Origin of the sequence: Chitinophaga sp. (assembly GCF_035564935.1) — a bacterium.
In the GTDB taxonomy this organism is placed as follows: domain Bacteria; phylum Bacteroidota; class Bacteroidia; order Chitinophagales; family Chitinophagaceae; genus Chitinophaga.
In genome coordinates this window covers 1-18,192 of record NZ_DATMTE010000224.1, presented here as the reverse complement: position 1 = coordinate 18,192, position 18,192 = coordinate 1, and the positions used below count along the sequence as shown (strand labels likewise).

The 18,192-nt window shown below is 47.7% G+C and carries 16 protein-coding genes; 8 read left to right on the top strand and 8 right to left on the bottom strand.

Annotation, left to right across the window (positions count from 1 at the left end; genetic code table 11):
- Positions 1–93: 93 nt before the first annotated feature.
- Together VN105_RS05945 and VN105_RS05940 are read right to left on the bottom strand one after the other, a co-directional pair.
- Positions 94–1,377 (bottom strand): amidohydrolase family protein, encoded by a 1,284-nt coding sequence (locus VN105_RS05945; protein WP_325638883.1) that lies wholly within the window; start codon positions 1,375–1,377, stop codon positions 94–96.
- A 31-nt stretch (positions 1,378–1,408) separates the two neighbouring features.
- Positions 1,409–4,456: an amidohydrolase family protein gene (locus VN105_RS05940; RefSeq protein ID WP_325638881.1), complete on the bottom strand. Its 3,048-nt coding sequence runs from the start codon at positions 4,454–4,456 to the stop codon at positions 1,409–1,411.
- 189 nt (positions 4,457–4,645) lie between these two features.
- Here VN105_RS05940 and VN105_RS05935 point away from each other — a divergent pair, with 189 nt between their 5' ends.
- The 4 genes from VN105_RS05935 (at position 4,646) to VN105_RS05920 (ending at position 8,522) form a co-directional block, all read left to right on the top strand.
- Positions 4,646–5,089, top strand: coding sequence for a hypothetical protein (locus VN105_RS05935; protein WP_325638880.1), 444 nt, complete (start codon positions 4,646–4,648; stop codon positions 5,087–5,089).
- Between the two features lie 62 nt (positions 5,090–5,151).
- Entirely contained in the window at positions 5,152–6,486 is a 1,335-nt protein-coding gene (locus VN105_RS05930; protein WP_325638879.1) for a glycerate kinase, read from the top strand.
- Positions 6,487–6,570: 84 nt separating this feature from the next.
- Complete coding sequence (uxuA, locus tag VN105_RS05925) at positions 6,571–7,746, top strand: mannonate dehydratase (RefSeq protein ID WP_325638878.1); 1,176 nt, start codon at positions 6,571–6,573, stop codon at positions 7,744–7,746.
- Between the two features lie 305 nt (positions 7,747–8,051).
- Positions 8,052–8,522 (top strand): MarR family winged helix-turn-helix transcriptional regulator, encoded by a 471-nt coding sequence (locus VN105_RS05920; RefSeq protein ID WP_325638877.1) that lies wholly within the window; start codon positions 8,052–8,054, stop codon positions 8,520–8,522.
- Between the two features lie 7 nt (positions 8,523–8,529).
- Here the strand turns inward: VN105_RS05920 and VN105_RS05915 are convergent, their stop codons facing one another.
- Positions 8,530–9,471, bottom strand: coding sequence for a FecR family protein (locus tag VN105_RS05915; protein ID WP_325638876.1), 942 nt, complete (start codon positions 9,469–9,471; stop codon positions 8,530–8,532).
- Positions 9,472–9,634: 163 nt separating this feature from the next.
- Between VN105_RS05915 and VN105_RS05910 the strand changes: the two genes are divergently transcribed.
- Entirely contained in the window at positions 9,635–10,933 is a 1,299-nt protein-coding gene (locus VN105_RS05910) for a hypothetical protein (RefSeq protein WP_325638875.1), read from the top strand.
- Here the strand turns inward: VN105_RS05910 and VN105_RS05905 are convergent, their stop codons facing one another.
- The 4 genes from VN105_RS05905 to VN105_RS05890 form a co-directional block, all read right to left on the bottom strand.
- Positions 10,934–11,170: a hypothetical protein gene (locus VN105_RS05905; protein ID WP_325638874.1), complete on the bottom strand. Its 237-nt coding sequence runs from the start codon at positions 11,168–11,170 to the stop codon at positions 10,934–10,936.
- 101 nt (positions 11,171–11,271) lie between these two features.
- Complete coding sequence (locus tag VN105_RS05900; protein ID WP_325638873.1) at positions 11,272–12,429, bottom strand: alginate lyase family protein; 1,158 nt, start codon at positions 12,427–12,429, stop codon at positions 11,272–11,274.
- Between the two features lie 4 nt (positions 12,430–12,433).
- Positions 12,434–12,688 carry a hypothetical protein gene (locus VN105_RS05895; RefSeq protein ID WP_325638872.1) on the bottom strand — a complete coding sequence of 85 codons (255 nt, stop codon included), beginning with the start codon at positions 12,686–12,688 and terminating at the stop codon, positions 12,434–12,436.
- Positions 12,685–15,207: a glycoside hydrolase family 95 protein gene (locus VN105_RS05890; protein ID WP_325638870.1), complete on the bottom strand. Its 2,523-nt coding sequence runs from the start codon at positions 15,205–15,207 to the stop codon at positions 12,685–12,687. The genes VN105_RS05895 and VN105_RS05890 overlap by 4 nt, the downstream gene beginning before the upstream one ends.
- A 327-nt stretch (positions 15,208–15,534) precedes the next feature.
- On the opposite strand from VN105_RS05890, the gene VN105_RS05885 reads away from it, so the two are divergent.
- From VN105_RS05885 to VN105_RS05875, 3 genes are read left to right on the top strand one after another with little or no spacing between them, the layout of a single operon-like run.
- Positions 15,535–16,416 (top strand): helix-turn-helix domain-containing protein, encoded by an 882-nt coding sequence (locus VN105_RS05885; protein WP_325638868.1) that lies wholly within the window; start codon positions 15,535–15,537, stop codon positions 16,414–16,416.
- Between the two features lie 51 nt (positions 16,417–16,467).
- Complete coding sequence (locus tag VN105_RS05880) at positions 16,468–16,746, top strand: hypothetical protein (protein WP_325638866.1); 279 nt, start codon at positions 16,468–16,470, stop codon at positions 16,744–16,746.
- A 21-nt stretch (positions 16,747–16,767) separates the two neighbouring features.
- Positions 16,768–17,433: a siderophore-interacting protein gene (locus tag VN105_RS05875; RefSeq protein ID WP_325638864.1), complete on the top strand. Its 666-nt coding sequence runs from the start codon at positions 16,768–16,770 to the stop codon at positions 17,431–17,433.
- 8 nt (positions 17,434–17,441) lie between these two features.
- Here VN105_RS05875 and VN105_RS05870 read toward each other — a convergent pair whose 3' ends face one another.
- A complete protein-coding gene (locus VN105_RS05870) occupies positions 17,442–18,044 on the bottom strand; it encodes a response regulator transcription factor (protein ID WP_325638862.1) in 603 nt (200 codons plus the stop codon).
- Between the last annotated feature and the right edge of the window lie 148 nt (positions 18,045–18,192).

Here is an 18,192-nt window from a genome sequence, read left to right as displayed (position 1 = left end):
ATTTATCTGCTTTTATCTTCACTGATCTTTTTAAAATAATCAAATCCAGGTAATCAGTATAATCAGTTTAATCCTGAGAAAGACAACTCTCGCTTACAACCCATACTTCTTCTCATACTTCTCATATAACTGCTTCTGTTTATTATCCAGGTTTATTTCCCTTCCCTGGATAAATGCATGCGTGATTACACTCGACTTCATATCAAGGATATCCCCGGTACTTACCGCAATATTTGCATCCTTGCCGGTTTCAAGAGAGCCGGTTATTTTATCGATTCCCAGTATTTTAGCGGCATTGAGCGTAACGGCCGATAATGCTTCTTCTTTTGTTAATCCATAAGTACTTGCAGTACCGGCTTCGAAGCCCAGGTTACGTTGCTGCCAAAAGCCTTCATTACTTAAACAAAACAATACACCTGCTTTCTGCAACTGTGCAGCTGTTTTGTAAGGCTGGTCCACATCATCATCCTGCATTACCGGCAAAGCATGTGGCTGCGACAGTACTACCGGGATATTATACTGTTTCAGGATATCCGCAATAAGCCAGGAATCTGTTCCACCCACAATTACCACATCGAGCTGGAACTCTTTGGCAAAGTCTGTTGCTATCAGCATTTCTTTTACCAGGTCGCAGTGAATAAACAGTTTTTGCTCCCTTGTAAACAGCTTCCGCATCGATTCAAATTTCAGGTTGGTAGCGGTATGTTTGCCTTCCTGCTGATACGCTTTGGCTTCACGGAAAAATGTTTTCACGGTTTCTATTTGTTCCAGCGCCGCTTTCAGACGCTCAGGGGACGCAGGGCCACGGCCGCCACCAACGGGCGATACACGGGGCATAAAAAAATGCAGGGCATTATCTGTTTTATAAGCAGCATCCTCCCAGTTCCAGGCATCCAGCTGCACCACGGAAGAAACGCCGCTGATGATGCCTCCTTCCGGCGTTACCTGTGCCAGCAATATCCCGTTGGAACGCAGTGTATTGATTACTTTGGAATCTGCATTATAGGCAATGAGGGAGCGCACGGAAGGATTTATTTCCCCCACTTCGCGCGCATCGATAGTGGCGCGCACACTCTCAAACTCTACCAGGCCCAGGTTGGATTCCGGCGCAATGATACCCGGGTATACATGCTGTCCTTTCATATCCAGTACCGTGGCGTCTCCACCGGCTGCGGGAACATTGGCGCCTACTGCAGTAATTTTCCCGTTGCTGAAAGCAATGGAACCATTTTCAATTACCTGTCCGTTGCCTACATGAATAGTGGCATTGGTGAGGTATATGGGCTTGTTTTGCGGACCCGCCGGAGATATTGTTTCCTGTGCCCGGGCTGCATACGCTCCCAGTACCAGGCTTAATAAAATCAATTGTTTTTTCATCGCTTGTTGCATTTAGCGGTGCTTAAAAAAGTTAGTTACCAATAGCCTGCTGATGTCCTCCCTGCAGATCCTCACAGTGATATATTTCCTCTGCTGCCAGTTCAGCCTTCCGGGTAGGGGTACCTTTTTTCTTTTCCCCCAGCAGCAGTTGGGTAAGCCGGTTACGTTCCGCTGCTATACGCTTACGCAGCTGCAGATCAGTATCCCGGTCAAACTCCACGATGCCATCCACAATGGTCTTTTCGGCTTTGGCGTAAATGCTCAGCGGGTTGTCGCTCCATAATACCACGTCGGCATCTTTACCTGCTTTGATGCTACCCATATGGCTGTCTACATGCAGCAGTTTAGCGGGATTGATGGTGATCAGTTTGATGGCATCTTCTTCTTTCATGCCACCATATTTAATGCTCTTGGCGGCTTCCTGGTTAAGGCGCCGCGCCATTTCCGCATCATCGGAGTTGATGGCGGTGAGTACACCCACTCCCTGCATGATGGCGGCATTGTAGGGAATAGCATCCTGTACTTCCATTTTATAAGCCCACCAGTCGGCAAAAGTACCTGCCCCGGCGCCATGCGCTTTCATTTTATCGGCTACTTTATATCCTTCAAGAATATGTGTGAAAGTATTCACTTTAAAATGGAAGCTGTCTGCCACATGCATGAGCATGTTGATTTCACTTTGTACATAAGAGTGACAGGTAATAAAACGTTTCTGGTGCAATATCTCCACCAGGGCGTCCAGTTCAAGGTCGCGGCGCTTGCCGGGGCCTTGTTTTTCATAATCAACAGCACGGGTAAACGCATCAATATAAACCTGTTCCACTCCCATCCTTGTTTGCGGGAAGCGTACGGTATTACGTTCACCCCAGTTGGATTGCTTCACATTTTCACCCAATGCAAATTTGATGAAGGGATCCCAGCTGGTTACTTTCAGGGCTTCTGCATCTTGTCCCCAGCGGAGTTTGATCAACTGCGATTGCCCACCGATAGCATTGGCACTGCCATGCAGTAAATGAGAGGCCGTTACCCCTCCGCTCAGCTGGCGGTAAATATTGATATCGTCAGGATTTAGCACATCGGCGATCCGCACCTCCGCGGTAACTGATTGCGATGATTCGTTCACTCCCCTGCTGAGTGCAATATGCGAATGTTCATCAATGATGCCTGCGCTCAGGTGTTTCCCGGTGCCGTCTATCACACGGGCATTACCTGCTGCAAGATTTTTACCCACCTGTGCAATTTTACCATTGCGGATTAAAACGTCTGTATTTTCCAGTATTCCTTCTTTTTCGCTGGTCCATACGGTAGTGTTTTTGATCAGCAGGTCCTGTGGAGATGGGAGTTTTTCCCAGCCATAACCATTGAACGGATAATACACCGGGCCAATGGCCATGGGTGTTTCCTTCTTTACTGAATCCGGCTTTCCGGGAGCGGCCTTTACAAATACCGCAGTCCATTTTACAGGATTGCCGCTGGTATCTGCACCGGTACCTGTCCAGTTATTATCGCCGATGATACCACTGAGGCGTACATTATTTTTACTGTTTTTGGCCAGCGGGAGCGACAGCGTTACCAGTTTTCCGTTTACATCAATACGTCCAGGCAGGGTATCTTTCTGCAAAACAGACAGTAAAGGTGCGGTGGCAGTGCCTCTCACCTCTACGGAATAGCTGCCGCCGGGTGTGAGGTTCACGGTATAGATGCCACGGATATCATTCCAGCCGTCGGCTTTAATGGTGTAGCGGTTGCCTTGTACCCAGTTCTGGTAAAGAATGGTTTTTTCGTTAAAAACGGGGCCGGAAGTAATGAGGAAGTTGGCCAGTTTACCCGGTTCCAGGCTGCCAACTTTATCATAAGCTTTTATGAGGGTAGCCGGCGTTTTGGTTAATGCCTCCAGCGCTTTTTGTTCGCTGAGGCCATAGCTGATGGCTTTCCGCACGTTGGCCAGGAATTGTTTTACATCTTTCAGATCGTCAGCAGTTAAACAAAAGGTGATACCTGCCTTTTCAAATGCGGCAGGCTCCGTAGGCGCCATTTCCCAGTGTTTCATATCCGCCAGCGAAACGTAGCGGGCATCTGCGGGATCCTCCATATCAATGGCGCCCGGGAAATTAAGCGGCAATGCGAAAGCTGCTTTGGTGGCGGCCATCTCGTTGATACGCTGGTATTCATTACCACCGGCCCTGATAATATACTGCACGCCAAACTCGTCGCCTATTTTATCTGCGCGGAGCGCATCCCATTTATCGGTCACTTCAAACAACTGGGGCAATTGCTGGCTGGCATTCCACGCCTCCAGGCTAAGGTTCACACCTTCTTTGGCAGGCCGGGTCTTATACCACCGGGCATCCAGGAAAGTTTGCCGCAGCAGGGCAATACAGCCCATGAGGGAGTTGGGATAATTCTGGGTAGAGCTGCCTTTATCAAAAGAATAGGCCGCCGCTGCTTTCTCCAGGATAACAGTTTTGTTTTCTTTTGTACCTGCCAGGGTTACCAGCGCTGCCGTGCCACGGGCAATACCGTCCGGCTGCTGGGTAAGCACGGCGCCAAAGCCTGCTTCCCGCAGGGGCGCTGCCTTTCCATCATCTGCCGAAAAAAGATCCACAGCATTTACTTCGCTTCTGATGGCCTGGTTCCAGCCATATGCACCTTTGGTGTTAGAAAGGAACTGGGGGGCGGCATTCCATGCGGAACCTCCTTTTTTGGGCGCTGATAAACCATAATTACTGAAAATATCCACGAAGGATGGGTAAATGTATTTCCCCTTACAATCCACTATCACCGCATCTTTGGGGATAACGGCAGAAGTACCTGCCGATACTATTTTCCCGTCGCGGATCACCAGCGTGGCGTTATTGAGGGTGGTTTGCGGATCCTTTACAAGGGTGGCATGCGTAAAAGCAAAGCAACCTTCGCGGGGATCGGCGATCCCGTTTACCGGGAAGGTTTCCTGGGCGCTGGCTACCCTCCCGGTTGCCAACAGGGCCAGTAACAGCAGTTTACCGCGGCGCCGCTTCATAGCATAGGTAATACGCCGCAACAGCGGGGCTGCTCCGGGTTTCTCAAAAGCTTTTTTCATGTAAATCTTTTATTTTTTCGGTTCAGATTCAGTTGATTCGCTAACTGTAATAAATCATTAAGGTGAGACTAAATAAAACGGCATATTTTTTATGAGTGGTAGGTGTATTTTGGATTCACACGAAAAAGGGATAATTTGAAAAGGGTTTACAGCTTAAGTTTGTTTAAATTCGTATAATACTTGCTGACTATGAAGTTTATTTCTGTTTATACATGGATGCTGCTATCGGTTTTCTTTGCAGCAACTACCTTTACCGCCAATGCCCAGGTAAAGGATACTTCCGGTACAAGAGGCCGCTGGACGGCAGAAGGAAGAGCCGATAAAATTACTGATAAGATTTCCCACAAGGTAAATCTGAACAAAGACCAGGAAAAAAAGATTCTCGTGATCAACCAGGATATTGTGCGCCGGATGGATGCAGTAAAAAACAATCCTTCCCTCACAAAAAAGGAACGTATGACCCAGTTTAAAGCCCTGGATTCTGAACGCAGCCAGCGCTTTAAAACTGTTTTTACGCCTGCACAGTATAAGAAATGGAACGACTGGGAGATGAATAAAAAGGAACAACTGGAACAAAAAATGGAAAAAAAACGGCAAAAGAAGGAAGCCAAAGATTCCACCCAGCAACAATAAATTTCTTAACTTGAAAAATATTGGCAGTGAGTGATCTCACTGCTTTTTTTATGCATATAAACATGATCAACACTACTGCCGATATAAAGGATATTTTCCTGCAGGGCGTTGCAGCCGTGCATCCGCAACAGCTCATCAGGAAAAATGTGCAGGTAATGCCTGCTACCCGGGTTATTAATATTTCGGGAGATAGCTACGCCATCCCGGAGCATGCGGATGTTTGGATCATGGGGGCGGGCAAAGCTGCCGCCGCAATGGCACAGGAGCTGGAAAACATCCTGGCACAGCATTTTCCTTTACGGGGAATGGTGGTTACAAAGTACGGACATGCGTTACCGTTACAGCAGGTGGAGCTGATGGAAGCGGGTCATCCTGTACCGGACGAACAAAGTGTAGCAGCTTCCGTTAAACTGCTGGATATGGCGGCAAAAATACAGCCCGGCGACCTGGTCATCTTTTTACTTTCTGGTGGCGCCTCTGCACTGCTGGCGGATGTACCGGCACACAGCAGCTTAGCGGAAGTACAACAGTTATTTGAAATGCTGCTGAAAAGCGGCGCCGATATCCGCGAAATGAATACGGTGCGAAAGCATCTTTCGGGCATCAAAGGCGGGCAGCTGGCCAAAAGCATATACCCGGCAACGTTATGTACGCTTGTGCTCAGCGATGTAGTAGGCGATGACCTCAGCGTAATAGGCTCAGGGCCTACAGTGGCCGATCCGTCTACATTTACCGATACTATGGAGGTACTCCGCAAATATCATCTCCCCGAAAAAATATCCGCGTCCCTTCTCCAACACATCGAAAACGGTATGGCCGGCAATATCCCCGAAACACCCAAGCCAGGCGATACCTCTCTGCAGCATACACATAATTATCTTACCGGCACCAACCGCACCGCATTGGAAGCAGCAGCGGAAAAGGCCCGGCAATTGGGCTATCATCCTGTGTTGCTTTCCGACAGGGTTACGGGAGATGCACATGCTGTAGCTGCCGGTTTGGTTCAAACCGCGCTCGGGTATACAGGGCCTTTACCGGCCTGTTTACTGGCAGGTGGGGAAACAACAGTAGAAGTGACCGGGAATGGCCTTGGCGGCCGGAATCAGCAACTGGCACTGGCAGCAGGCATCGCCCTTGAAGGTTACCCTTCCCTTACTTTTTTAAGCGGAGGCACAGACGGTAGCGATGGTCCCACCAATGCTGCAGGCGCTGTCGTAGATGCATCAACGATAGGAAACGCAAAGAAATTGCAGCTCGATCCAAATAGTTTCCTGCAACGGAATGATGCCTGGCATTTCTTCTCAAAAGCAGGCGGGTTAATGATTACAGGCCCCACCCAAACGAATGTGATGGATCTGATGATCATGCTTATTACTACTGGTGACCTTAAAATTTGAAATCAAAGTTTGTATATGTGTGGATAGATTATAATTTTGGGGCTTGGAACTAGAAATTCTGGATTTACTAAACGTATTTGCATTATGCTGAGAATGGAACAGACATGGCGGTGGTACGGGCCCAATGATCCGGTTAGCTTGTCTGATATTAAACAGGCAGGAGCTACCGGTATTGTAACCGCATTGCACCATGTGCCTAATGGAGTGGTATGGACGAAGGAGGAGATACAAAAGCGGAAAGCCATCATAGAAGCAGCCGGGCTTACCTGGTCGGTTGTAGAAAGCGTGCCGGTACACGAAGATATTAAAACGCAAAGCGGCCGTTTTAAGGATTATATCCACAACTACCAGCAATCTTTGCGGAACCTGGCCGCATGCGGTATACGCACGGTTACCTACAATTTTATGCCGGTACTTGACTGGACCCGCACCGATTTATCTTATACCGTAGAAGACGGCTCCAAAGCACTGCGCTTTGAAAAAGCCGCGTTCATGGCATTTGACCTTTTCATGTTGCAAAGACCTGAAGCAGAAAAAGATTATAGTGAAGAAGAGATTGCCCGTGCGAAGGAACACTTCGACAGCATGACAGAAGCAGATAAAGAACTTTTACAGCGAAATATCATTGCCGGATTACCCGGATCTGAAGAAAGCTTCACGCTGCAGCAGTTCCAGGCTGCATTGGATAAATACAAAGGCATTGACGCCACACAGCTGAAACTGCACCTGTTCTATTTCCTGCAGCAAATAGCGCCGGTAGCGGAAGAAGTGGGTGTTAAACTGGCCATTCACCCTGATGATCCACCATTCCCGATCTTTGGCTTACCCCGTGTGGTAAGCACTGAACAGGACGCCCGCGAACTGCTGATTGCCGCTCCATATACCGCCAATGGCCTGTGCTTCTGTTCCGGCTCCTACGGTGTAAGGGCCGACAATGACCTCCCCGGTATGATAGAACGCCTGGGAGATCATATCCATTTCATCCACTTACGCAGCACACAACGCGATGCATTGGGCAACTTCCATGAAGCCAACCACCTGGAAGGCGACGTGGACATGTTTGCCGTAGTAAAAAATATCCTGCTCACCATGAAACGCCGCAATGTTTCCATTCCAATGCGCCCTGATCATGGACACCAGATGCTGGATGACCTGCACAAAAAAACCAACCCGGGATACAGCGCTATCGGCCGTTTACGCGGACTGGCAGAACTGCGTGGACTGGAAATGGGCATCGCCGGGGCTTTGGGCTCTGATTGACTGACATCTACCAGCATCAGGTCTGCACAAAGAGTAAAGGTGGGGATAAGCAATACCATCGTCGGACTGAGATGCTACACCAGGGCGGAAAGCGTATTTGAACCTATACCGTAATGGCTGATTACGCGTACAAATAACACTACCCTGATAATATATTAAGGACTCGCCTCACCGGCGGGTCTTACTGTTTTTAAAAGGATCCCCCACAAATTTTAAAACGCCGCACGAAAAATCATTGCTTTTTTGTAGCATTGCATCAGGACAAGATTTTATCAACTGTACACTTTTACCAAACCTACAATATGATGAGCGCAACTATAGATGCGAGATATGAGGCATGCCTGGCCAAAAGACCGGATAGCCTTGCCCGCCTGATCAATTTGTTCAAAAAAGATATAGACCTGCGTATTACACAAAAGCTACAGGAACGCGGATACAAAAATTTCAAACTGGGCGATATGGTGCTCCTGGTACATATCGATGCGCAGGGTACTATTAACAACGACCTCGCCAGGAAAGCTCGGATCAGCAAACAAGCCATGAGCAAAGTGGTGAAAAACCTGGAAGCGGATAACTATATAGGCACACGCAAACACGATACCGACAACCGCGCCAGCATTATCTTCCTTACCGAAAAAGGAAAAGAGTTTATGATCAATGCCTACGAAGCGGTTGATGAAGTACAGGATCTCTATGCCGGTATTATAGGCGAAGAAGCCTTTACACAACTGAAAACGATCCTTAAACAATTAACAGCAGGCTTAAACCTCAGCTGATCCATCTTTATTTCAACGTTATGTAGTACCGGTTACCACTGTCTTTCACCAAAGGAACCTTAAGCGCCCTTTGCAGCAATGCCAGCGTTTCTTCAGCGGATCTATTTTCAAAGTCGGCAGTCAGGTTGCGTTTATACAAACCGGCTGCGGAAGGTGGCACCTGTATATCAAGATGATAGTAACTGTTCAGGGCATCTATCACTTCTTCCAGCGGCGTATCCCGGAATGCGAGCCGGCCTGTTTTCCAGGCCAGCAGCGACTGGCTTTTTACTGTTTTGAACTGCAACGGCTGATGCCGTTCCCGCTTTGCCAGCATATTGGCGGTAAGGTATACTTTTTTGCCATTGTGCTGCAGCAATGTTACTTTTCCCTTTATCACCAGTATTTTGAAGAGGGTATTGGTTTTATGCAGGGTAAATACCGCATTCAGCGTATACAGATCAGTGTGCTCATCCAGTTGCATGCGCAAACGAACAGGCAACGCCACTTCAAACCAGGTATTACCGCCCTCCATATATAGTTCCGGGTTTGCAGTGAACCCGGCCGGATAACGAAGCGATGCGCCTCTGTCCGTAATCACGGTACAACCCGGCGCCGGCAGCAGCGTATCAACATGGCCTGTATTGTTAACATATTGTATTTGCTCCGCCGGGGCCTGCCGGTAAAAATAAAGCAGTACCCCTGCAGCCACTATCAGCACCACCGCAGTCATCAGCCATTTGCGGTTAAAAACACGCCGGGAAGATGATGGAATAACGAAAGAGGTACTCCCTTCCTGCACAGGAACGCCTTCTGCTAACCAGGCAGCCAGCCGGCTTTCCAGGTAGGCAGCCTGCTCAGGCCCTTCACTGTGGAAAACATCGATCTGTTCCTGTAAAAGCGGATCATGCGGAGCGTGTATATATCCTGATATCAGGTCATCGATATCCTGTTCCGGTTGATACATCATGATTGGATACTCCCATCTATAGCTGGCAGGTTTGGCAAGATACTTAACTTCTGTGCAAGTTCCTCCGCACAGGCATTGCATTTGTGGATACCGAATAAATAATTAGGTCACTTCGGCAAGGTTTAATATTTTTAATACAGAGGAACCGGCAAAAACGATATGTATGTCACCTGAACAATTAATAAATAACGACCAGGAATATATTGAGGGATTGCTTCACCATAAACCAGCAGTAATTGAAAATATCTATCAGCGGTTTGCATCTAAAGAAAAGCGGTTTATACTCCAAAAGAGCGGCCACGTAAAAGATGCAGCTCATATCTTCGAAGAAGCCCTGATGGACATTTATTACTTCGCCCGCCGCCATCCGCTGAAAGTCACCGACTTTGAGCCCTTTCTCCAACTATTGTGCAAACGTATCTGGGAGCAGGAACTGGAAAGAAGAGGGCAACGTATACCCGGCCTGGAAGCCGAAGAACTTTCCACTATGAGCAGGGATGATATCCAGGATGTGGAAGATGTGCTGAAAGAAGGAGAAAAACGGCGACTCGCATATCACTATTATCTTGTCCTCTCAGACGATTGTAAGGAACTGCTCCGCTGGTCGCTTACCGATGGCTGCCTGCAGGAAGATATTGCTGCAGAAACAAACATTCCGGTTAAAGAGCTTCCGGGCAGAAGAGCCGATTGTTTCCGCAGCCTGTTCAGGGATATCGATATTAAATTAAAAGCTAACAGTCTTTCCGAAAAAGATCTGCTGGAAACAGACCGTTTCCTCAGTGGTCAGATGAATGAGGCGGAACGTAAAGCATTCTCCGACCGGCTGCAGGCCGATGCCCTGCTTACCCAACAGGTAAAACGCTTCGATGCCGTTCGCCAGCTGCTGGGCCAACGAATCTGTAACGATACCAACCGGGATGAATTGCAACACCTGCTGTTCACCCATCGCAACGCCTGGTATACGCTGAAAGATAATTCCCCCATTCCTATCCGTAATTATGTTATTCTCACCGCGCTAATAGCAGCAGGACTAGCCATATTGTTGTATGTAAGTCCGTGGAGAAAGAATATTTACCGGCAATTTGCCTCTACGGAAATGCAGATCCCCGATATAGACAGTCTCCGGCTCCCCGAAGAAGCCATTGTACAGTTTAATCATGGCCACTTCAATGAAGCGGTATTGCTGCTGAACAAAGCACTGACTACCAACCCGGGCAACTTATACGCCCGCTACTATCGCGGGGTGGCATTGATTGATCGAAATCAAACCGGGCCGGCACGACAAGACCTGCTGGCTGTTTTTAACAACAGCAGCGAACTTCGGTATGAGGCTGCATTTTATATGGCCTTAAGCTACCTGAAAGAAGGACGTAAACAGCAATGCCTCGAATGGTTATTAAAAATCCCATCGGGTGCGCCGAATTACCTCAAAGTGCAGAAACTGATAGAAGAATTAAAATAATTAATTCAAGTATTGTCCTTTACTACAGTGGATAATGCTTTCTACTTCTCCTTTAATCAACTCATAAACAGGCGCCTTACCTGCTTTGATCTGTACCAGTTGTTGCAATACCAGGAAATAGATCTCTCCGCGGTTGCAGCCATCAATCTGGGCTTTTAAAATGTCATGCTTTACCTCTTCACAACCGGTGGCATCCAGTTTCTGGTAAATAACATACAAGTCGTCCATCCAACTCATTTCTCTAAAGTTTAAACATAGTGTATAGTTAGCTAAAGTTAAGCATTTATATTAAGAAAATAAAACATCTGAATCTTAAATAATTGTAAATTCCAACCCGCTCATAACCAGATAAGAGGATTCCGTACAGGCAGGTTTCTCAGCACTTCTTCCTCTTCAGGATCCTTGTTGAGCGATAACCATAGGCGGTAATACCCGGGCTGCTGAAGTGCTGCCGCACCGAAAATAAGAAAGGGTTGCGCCACCGGCCAGTTATTCCAATACATCACATCATGTGCATAAGGCCAGCTGTTTTTATTGTTTACATATGGATAGAGATAGGCAATCCCCCTGGCAATACTTTTACTGCTGTCGGCTGTAAAGTGCCACAGGTCATCATCCGGCGTGCTCAGCAACTGGCAGATGGTGCTCATGGCATCGAGGTTAAACAGGGAGTAACCATAAGGTTTGGTACGTTTCAACTCCAGCGGGAAACTGCCGTTGGCTGCCATTTGTTGGGGTAGTAATATGGTTTTATAACGGTTCCTGCAGAAGTTCTGTATTTCCCGGTTACCCGTAAAACGGGCAAACGCCGCCACCTGCATTACCCAGCAGGTGCCATGGTTATTGGCCGCATTCATTTCATCTTTCCCGTAAGGATGGGTGGTAAGCCATTGCAGGTATTCGCTGAACCAGCTTTTAAAGGCCTGCAGATCGGCCGAAGGAATGGCGCCTGCTTTTTCCATAATACGCAATGCCTGCACCACTTCCATCAGGTGAATGGTATCAATGATACCAATGCCGCGGCCGGTTACTTTTCCCTTTATTGCCTGTGCATACAACAGTGAAGGATTCATGCGTGTAGCCGCCGTTTCAAACCATGCCTTCGCATGCAATAATGCATGCTGTAAATAAGTATTGTCTTTGGTAGCGATATATCCTGCCGCCAATGCGCCCATCACCCGGCTGAAACGGATCATCGCCTGCCGGTGTGCCACGAAGTTGCCGGGATTGGTTTCACCGTCACGCTGAACATAAGCCCCGTTGGGGTTTGCCGGGTCGGGCCACCAGTAATCTCCTTCCGAGTAAAAGTCGTGTACCCCGCCTGCACTGCGATCGCATAGGAAAGCTGTAATTGTTTGAGGGGCCTGCTGCAGCGCCCAGGCAGCCCGTTTGATCACTGCCGGTCGTGTATCTTTAAGCAGCTGTTGCTGAAAATCAGATTGTGCCTGTATTCTACAGGAAATAGTGATGAGTAAAGTCAGCAGGAAAATACGCATGGAGCTATTTTTTTGGTGTTAATAACAATACCCACCTCAACGACACACTACCGGTGTTGACTATACGTACTTCGCAATAATCTTTTTTCCAGCTACGGATCACTTTAATATAATCCGGCGCTACGCTGCCATTAGCAGTATACACCACCGGTGCACTACTTTTCAGTGCCTGGATGAACTCCGCCGGCGTTCCTGCCTGCACATTAGTAACCATAATAACGGTAAAGGCTATACTAAGTATGAGTTGAGAGCAGTTCATAAGATATTATAAGTTTTACCGGGTGTAGTAGAAAAATCATACTCAAAAACTTTTTTCAGCTGCAACACCGGTAATTTCGTTGGATCTTTTACAACAGTTCGCACCGGGAACTGTAGCTGGTAAAACGGGTTGGTATTGACGCCAGTTGCCACTTTTCCAGGTTTACCATCAATACTAACGGCCACCTGCGTACGAATACGGCAGTTTCCGCCCAATGCGGAATGGATTACGGCATGTGTAAGCTGTCTGTTCTTCCATTCTATATCTACTTCAAAACCACCCCTGGCCTTTAATCCTTTCACATTGCCTGAAGGCCAGGCATCCGGTAATGCCGGCAGCAGGTATAAAACGCCGTCATGGCTTTGCAACAGCATTTCAGTAATACCGGAGGTTACGCCAAAGTTACCATCAATCTGAAACGGAGGATGCGCATCAAACAGGTTGGGATAGGATCCGCCACTGTTATCGGCAACACTCACTGCTTGTCCGCCTGCCAGGAACAGTTGCTTATTCAACATGGTATAAGCATGATTACCATCTTCCAGGCGGGCCCACCAGTTTATTTTCCATGATTTAGACCAGCCGGTGCCTCCGTCTCCCCTCAGCAATAAACTACGTATAGCCGCCGACGCCAGTACAGTATCGCGGCGTGGTGAAATGAAATTTGCGGGAAACAGGCCATACAGGTGGGATACATGGCGGTGGGAATCTTCCGGATCATCCCAGTCTTTATACCACTCCTGCAATTGCCCGTACTGACCTGTATGAAAAGGATACATGTCCTTCATGGTTTGTTTCATGCGCGTTACCAGCGCGGCATCCTGTTGCAATACCTCTGCCGCACGGATGGTGTTACTAAACAGGTCGTGGATAATAGAGAGGTCCATCGTGGTGGCGACGCTTACAGATCCTTCCCGTTTGCCATTCACCATGAAATTGTTTTCCGGTGTGGTAGAAGGACTTGTTACCCATTGTCCATCGTTATTTTTCACCAGCCAGTCCAGCATAAAAAGCGCGGCTCCTTTCAGATCCGGGTACGCCTGCTGCAGCATTTTCTTATCGCCGGTAAACTGGTAATGCTCCCATAAATGGCGGCTCAGCCAGGCGCCACCCATGGGCCATATGGCCCATTTGGGGTTACCGCTGGGATCGGAAAAATCGAAGCCACCGGCGGGGTTGGTCATGCCCCATATGTCGGAATTATGATGCGCCGTCCAGCCGCTTGCTCCATAGTTAACGGAAGCGGTTATACGCCCATGTTTAGCCAGCTGCCCTATAAAATCAAATAACGGGTTGCCGCAATCCGACAGGTTGGCTGTTTCCGATGGCCAGTAATTCATTTCCGTATTGATGTTAATGGTGTAGTTGGAGCCCCAGGGCGGTTGCATCTCTTTATTCCACAATCCCTGCAAATTCATGGCTGGTCCGCCTTTACGCGAACCGGATATCATCAGGTAACGGCCGTATTGATACAGCAATGCAGTAAGTTGCGGATCGCGATTACCACCGTGAAGGGTATATACTTTTAAGCGTTCATCTGTTGGCAGCAGGGCGGAGGTATCATTTCCAAGATCAAGTTGTACGCGGTTGAATAATGATGTATAGTCGTTAACGTGGGTTTTCCGCAATTGTGGATAGCTTCCGGCCTGTTGTAAAGGAGTTATAGCAGCTGTATGCGGTTTTTTGTCATTGGGCAATCCGTTTTTATAGCTGGTGCCTATTGATAACAGCAGCACGGCTTCGGTGGCGCCGGAAATATGTATACCGCCGGTATCTGCTTTCACGTGCCCTCCGCTTATACGTGCATCCAGATGTACTTCGTAGTTGATGCCTTTATTGCCGTAAACAACCTGTTTGGGTTCATAGGCTCTTGCCGCCACATATTCCGGGCATCTGCCTTTCATTACTACATAGTGAGGGTTCATCACTGAATTGGTATGTGGCATTGGGTTGGCGAAGCGGGTGCTGAAATTAAGCTGTCCCGGTTTACCGGCTGCGTATCGTATAACCAGTAGCTGACCGGGGTAACTGCAAAATACCTCCCTCGTATAGGCAATACCGTTAGCCGTATAGCTAACGCGTGCTATTCCATTGTTCAGATCCAGTTCACGTTTGTATTGTGTAGCCTCCTGTGGTATATCGTTACTGATAAAAAGGCTCCCCAGTGTAAGATACCGTGCGCTATAGGTGCCCATCATTTTACGGGCCAGCTGATCCGCTTCCATATATTTTTCAGCGGCCAGCAACCGGCGGATAAGGGGCAGCGTTTCTTTTGCCTGGGGGTTATTACCATCGCGGGGTACGCCGGACCAGAGGTAGCCTTCATTTAGCTGCAGTTCTTCCTGCTGTACACCACCAAAAACCATGGCGCCGATGCGACCGTTTCCAACAGGCAGCGCTTCCACCCATTGCCGTGCCGGTTGCCGGTACCAGAGCTTCAGGAGGGAATCTGCCGGGGTGATGGCACTGGTGGTTACGAACAACAACATCAGCGAAGCTGCTAACAGATACTTTATCATCAATAATTATTTTTCAGGTTGAGCCGTGCTGGTTTTCATTTTTCTTTCATCGTGAAATTCATTATTTCCGGCAAACGTTTGCAAAACACCGGATAGCTTCAAATCAATATTACAGGTACTTCTACAGGTAATCTCAACGCCTGTTATGCTAATATAATCCGAAACTATGCAATCGGTTGCAAATAAATGTATGCAATTTTACCCAATCCAGGTATCTTTTTAAGGTGAGATAAAGAGAGCATTAACCGGAAAATCTTTCTTACAAAAGAAAAAAAATACAATAATTGCTTTACCTGATCGTCAGATAATAAAGTGAGGATGTTGGTTATGAAAAAAGAAAAACAATCCATCATTGCATCATACCGGCTGGAAGAACTTTTGGTTGTTCCGGGGTTGATGATAGATGTTCATTATAAAAAAGCCGGGGAACCGGCGCATCACCCTAATGCTGATCTGACTACCGCCCACAGGCATGAGTTTTACACATTAGCGGTAACAGGTAAAACGGGAAGCCGGCATATGGTGGATTTCAGGATGGTAGACATGCCTCCGGAGAGCATATTCCTGCTGGCACCATGGCAGGTGCATTTATCTTCGGACGCAGACCGGGTATTGGATGTGTACCTGATCTCTTTCACCGCTGATTTTTTACCACCCGGTTTCCCGGCCTTACCTGTATGTATGGAAGCGGCAGTAACACCAGACAGTGCTGCTTTCCAGGAGATCTGGCATTTATGCGCGCAGCTGCTGCGGGAATTTAATACCCGCAAAGCGTTACAGGAGCAGGTGTTACAGCATTACCTGGCAGTATTGCTGACATTTTTTATGCGTTATCTTCCTGAAAATACCAAGGGATCATCTTTACAACCGGAATTACTAACCCGCTACCGGGAGCTGATGGAAAAACACCTGTTGTGCTGGAGCAGCTGCAGCGATTATGCGCGGGCGCTACATGTTACCACCGACCATTTGAACGAGGTGGTAAAACAGGAAACCGGGCAAACGGCTTCTGCTTTACTCGCAGCCAGACGTGTACTGGAAGCCAAGCGCATGCTGTTGCACTCTGCTCATGGCATCAAGGAAATAGCCTGGTACCTGCAGTTCAATGAAGTTACTTATTTCAACCGCTTTTTTAAGCAACATACCGGGCAAACACCAGTTGCTTTCCGGATTTCGAGCCGGGAAAAGTATAATTATAACCCGGAATAGTATAATAGTAGAAAAGTACGGGTCCGTTAGTTTTGCCGAAACAATTACTTTATGACACCATCTGCCATTTTACCCGACGATGTTAACCATGTTGAAATAAACGGTCAAACCCTGAGAAAAGGTTCTGTAGCTGCTTTCCTGGCAAACGTTGCTATTATTGAGCAAACTGCGGATACTCACAGTGAAGCCTACACTGCGGCCCTGAAAGATATGCTTGAACTGGTGCCCGCGTTGGAAACCCTGAGCGTATTCAAACACCTGAGCATCAGATCTGAAAATATCAGGCGTCTTATTATCCAGGCTTATCCCTCCATGACCGGCATCTTATAATCACCCAATTATTTACATTACATGATTTCAATTAAAGACAGGGCGACCAGTTTCCTGATGTCGCGCATAGGAAAAACTGCGCGTGTAACAACCCTCACGCGTATAGGAAACTTTTTAATGGAAATACACCTGCAACTCCCACAGGCATTACCTGAGCGCAGCACACAGCATCTCAAATGTGAGGTGGCCCCATACACCTACCGCGATTACACGGTGGCAAGCTGGGATACTATTAAACAAACCGCTGTGCTTATAGTAGATTGCGGACACGAGGGTGTTGGCAGCTCCTGGGCGTTGGGCCTGCAAACTGGTGATGAAATATATTATGCCGGGCCCGGAGGCGGCCTCCATCAGCCGTCCGACGCACAGTACCTTGTTTGCATAGGCGATGCAAGCGCCACCGGGCATTTCCATTCTTTGTACCTGCGTAAAGCTGCCGGACAGCAGTTTCATTGTTTCCTCCAGCTGGAAGACCCTGCTACCCGGCAGTTACTACAAATGCCGGTTCAACCGCTTTCCAATAACGGTCATTATTTCACCGATTTGCATGAATGGCTATACCATTATGATTTCCCGGTGGCAAATACAACTTATTATGTAGCAGGTAATCAGCAGATGGTGGTACAGGTGCGTAAATCATTACGTCAGCAAGGCAAACAGGTAAAGGCACAGGGGTTCTGGGGCTAAGCGTTGCATCAGACCAGGTGTTCTTTCATTGCCTTTACAATAGCATTGGAGCGGGAATTTACATCGAGCTTGCGATAAATATTCATGATATGGGAACGGACTGTTCCCACACTGATATGACACCCGTCCGCTATCTGTTTATAGGTGTCGCCATTTACCAGGCAACGTAAAATTTCCTTCTCCCTTGGCGATAATCCATAGGGATCCTGATAAATCTGTTTCTCTTTCCGGAAAAATGCCAATACTTTGTTAACCGCTACCAGGTTCGATTGCAAAGCGGTTTCGTATACCTGGGCAATAAATTCCGACAGGGAAACCGGCGGTACATGATCTACTTTAAATGTATCAGTGGCTGCCGGCACCGGCCTTAATCCCTGCTCCGTTTCATTCAGGGTAAGCAATAGCACATTTATATCAGGGTAAGCTGCTTTTACTATGCTGGCGGCTTCTATCGCGGTCAGTCCGGGTATCTCTATATCCATAAAAACCAGGTTGCAGATATCTTTTGCTAATTGTTGTAACGTTTCTGATGATTCGCTGTGCAATCCTGAAACCTCTAAAACACGCGCTCCTCCTACGCTACCAGGATTAATAGGCCGCACTTTTTTCATAATATTTCTTTTGGGTTATGTATATTCATATGAAATTTCCCATTAATAACTGCTAGTTCCCGGAGGCTGGTATGGTTGATAAATTATAATGGAAAAGAATCACACGGTTCCCATACCCGTAACAAATTTGAAACAATTACATGCAGTA

Bases quoted from the DNA above. Each gene is read 5' to 3' on its own strand.
- VN105_RS05930 (WP_325638879.1), top strand. From the start codon at position 5,152: ATGATCAACACTACTGCCGATATAAAGGATATTTTCCTGCAGGGCGTT.
- VN105_RS05920 (WP_325638877.1), top strand. From the start codon at position 8,052: ATGAGCGCAACTATAGATGCGAGATATGAGGCATGCCTGGCCAAAAGA.
- VN105_RS05910 (WP_325638875.1), top strand. From the start codon at position 9,635: ATGTCACCTGAACAATTAATAAATAACGACCAGGAATATATTGAGGGA.
- VN105_RS05945 (WP_325638883.1), bottom strand. From the start codon at position 1,377: ATGAAAAAACAATTGATTTTATTAAGCCTGGTACTGGGAGCGTATGCA.
- uxuA (WP_325638878.1), top strand. From the start codon at position 6,571: ATGCTGAGAATGGAACAGACATGGCGGTGGTACGGGCCCAATGATCCG.
- VN105_RS05890 (WP_325638870.1), bottom strand. From the start codon at position 15,207: ATGATAAAGTATCTGTTAGCAGCTTCGCTGATGTTGTTGTTCGTAACC.
- VN105_RS05900 (WP_325638873.1), bottom strand. From the start codon at position 12,429: ATGCGTATTTTCCTGCTGACTTTACTCATCACTATTTCCTGTAGAATA.
- VN105_RS05875 (WP_325638864.1), top strand. From the start codon at position 16,768: ATGATTTCAATTAAAGACAGGGCGACCAGTTTCCTGATGTCGCGCATA.
- VN105_RS05880 (WP_325638866.1), top strand. From the start codon at position 16,468: ATGACACCATCTGCCATTTTACCCGACGATGTTAACCATGTTGAAATA.
- VN105_RS05905 (WP_325638874.1), bottom strand. From the start codon at position 11,170: ATGAGTTGGATGGACGACTTGTATGTTATTTACCAGAAACTGGATGCC.
- VN105_RS05895 (WP_325638872.1), bottom strand. From the start codon at position 12,688: ATGAACTGCTCTCAACTCATACTTAGTATAGCCTTTACCGTTATTATG.
- VN105_RS05935 (WP_325638880.1), top strand. From the start codon at position 4,646: ATGAAGTTTATTTCTGTTTATACATGGATGCTGCTATCGGTTTTCTTT.
- VN105_RS05915 (WP_325638876.1), bottom strand. From the start codon at position 9,471: ATGATGTATCAACCGGAACAGGATATCGATGACCTGATATCAGGATAT.
- VN105_RS05870 (WP_325638862.1), bottom strand. From the start codon at position 18,044: ATGAAAAAAGTGCGGCCTATTAATCCTGGTAGCGTAGGAGGAGCGCGT.
- VN105_RS05940 (WP_325638881.1), bottom strand. From the start codon at position 4,456: ATGAAAAAAGCTTTTGAGAAACCCGGAGCAGCCCCGCTGTTGCGGCGT.
- VN105_RS05885 (WP_325638868.1), top strand. From the start codon at position 15,535: ATGAAAAAAGAAAAACAATCCATCATTGCATCATACCGGCTGGAAGAA.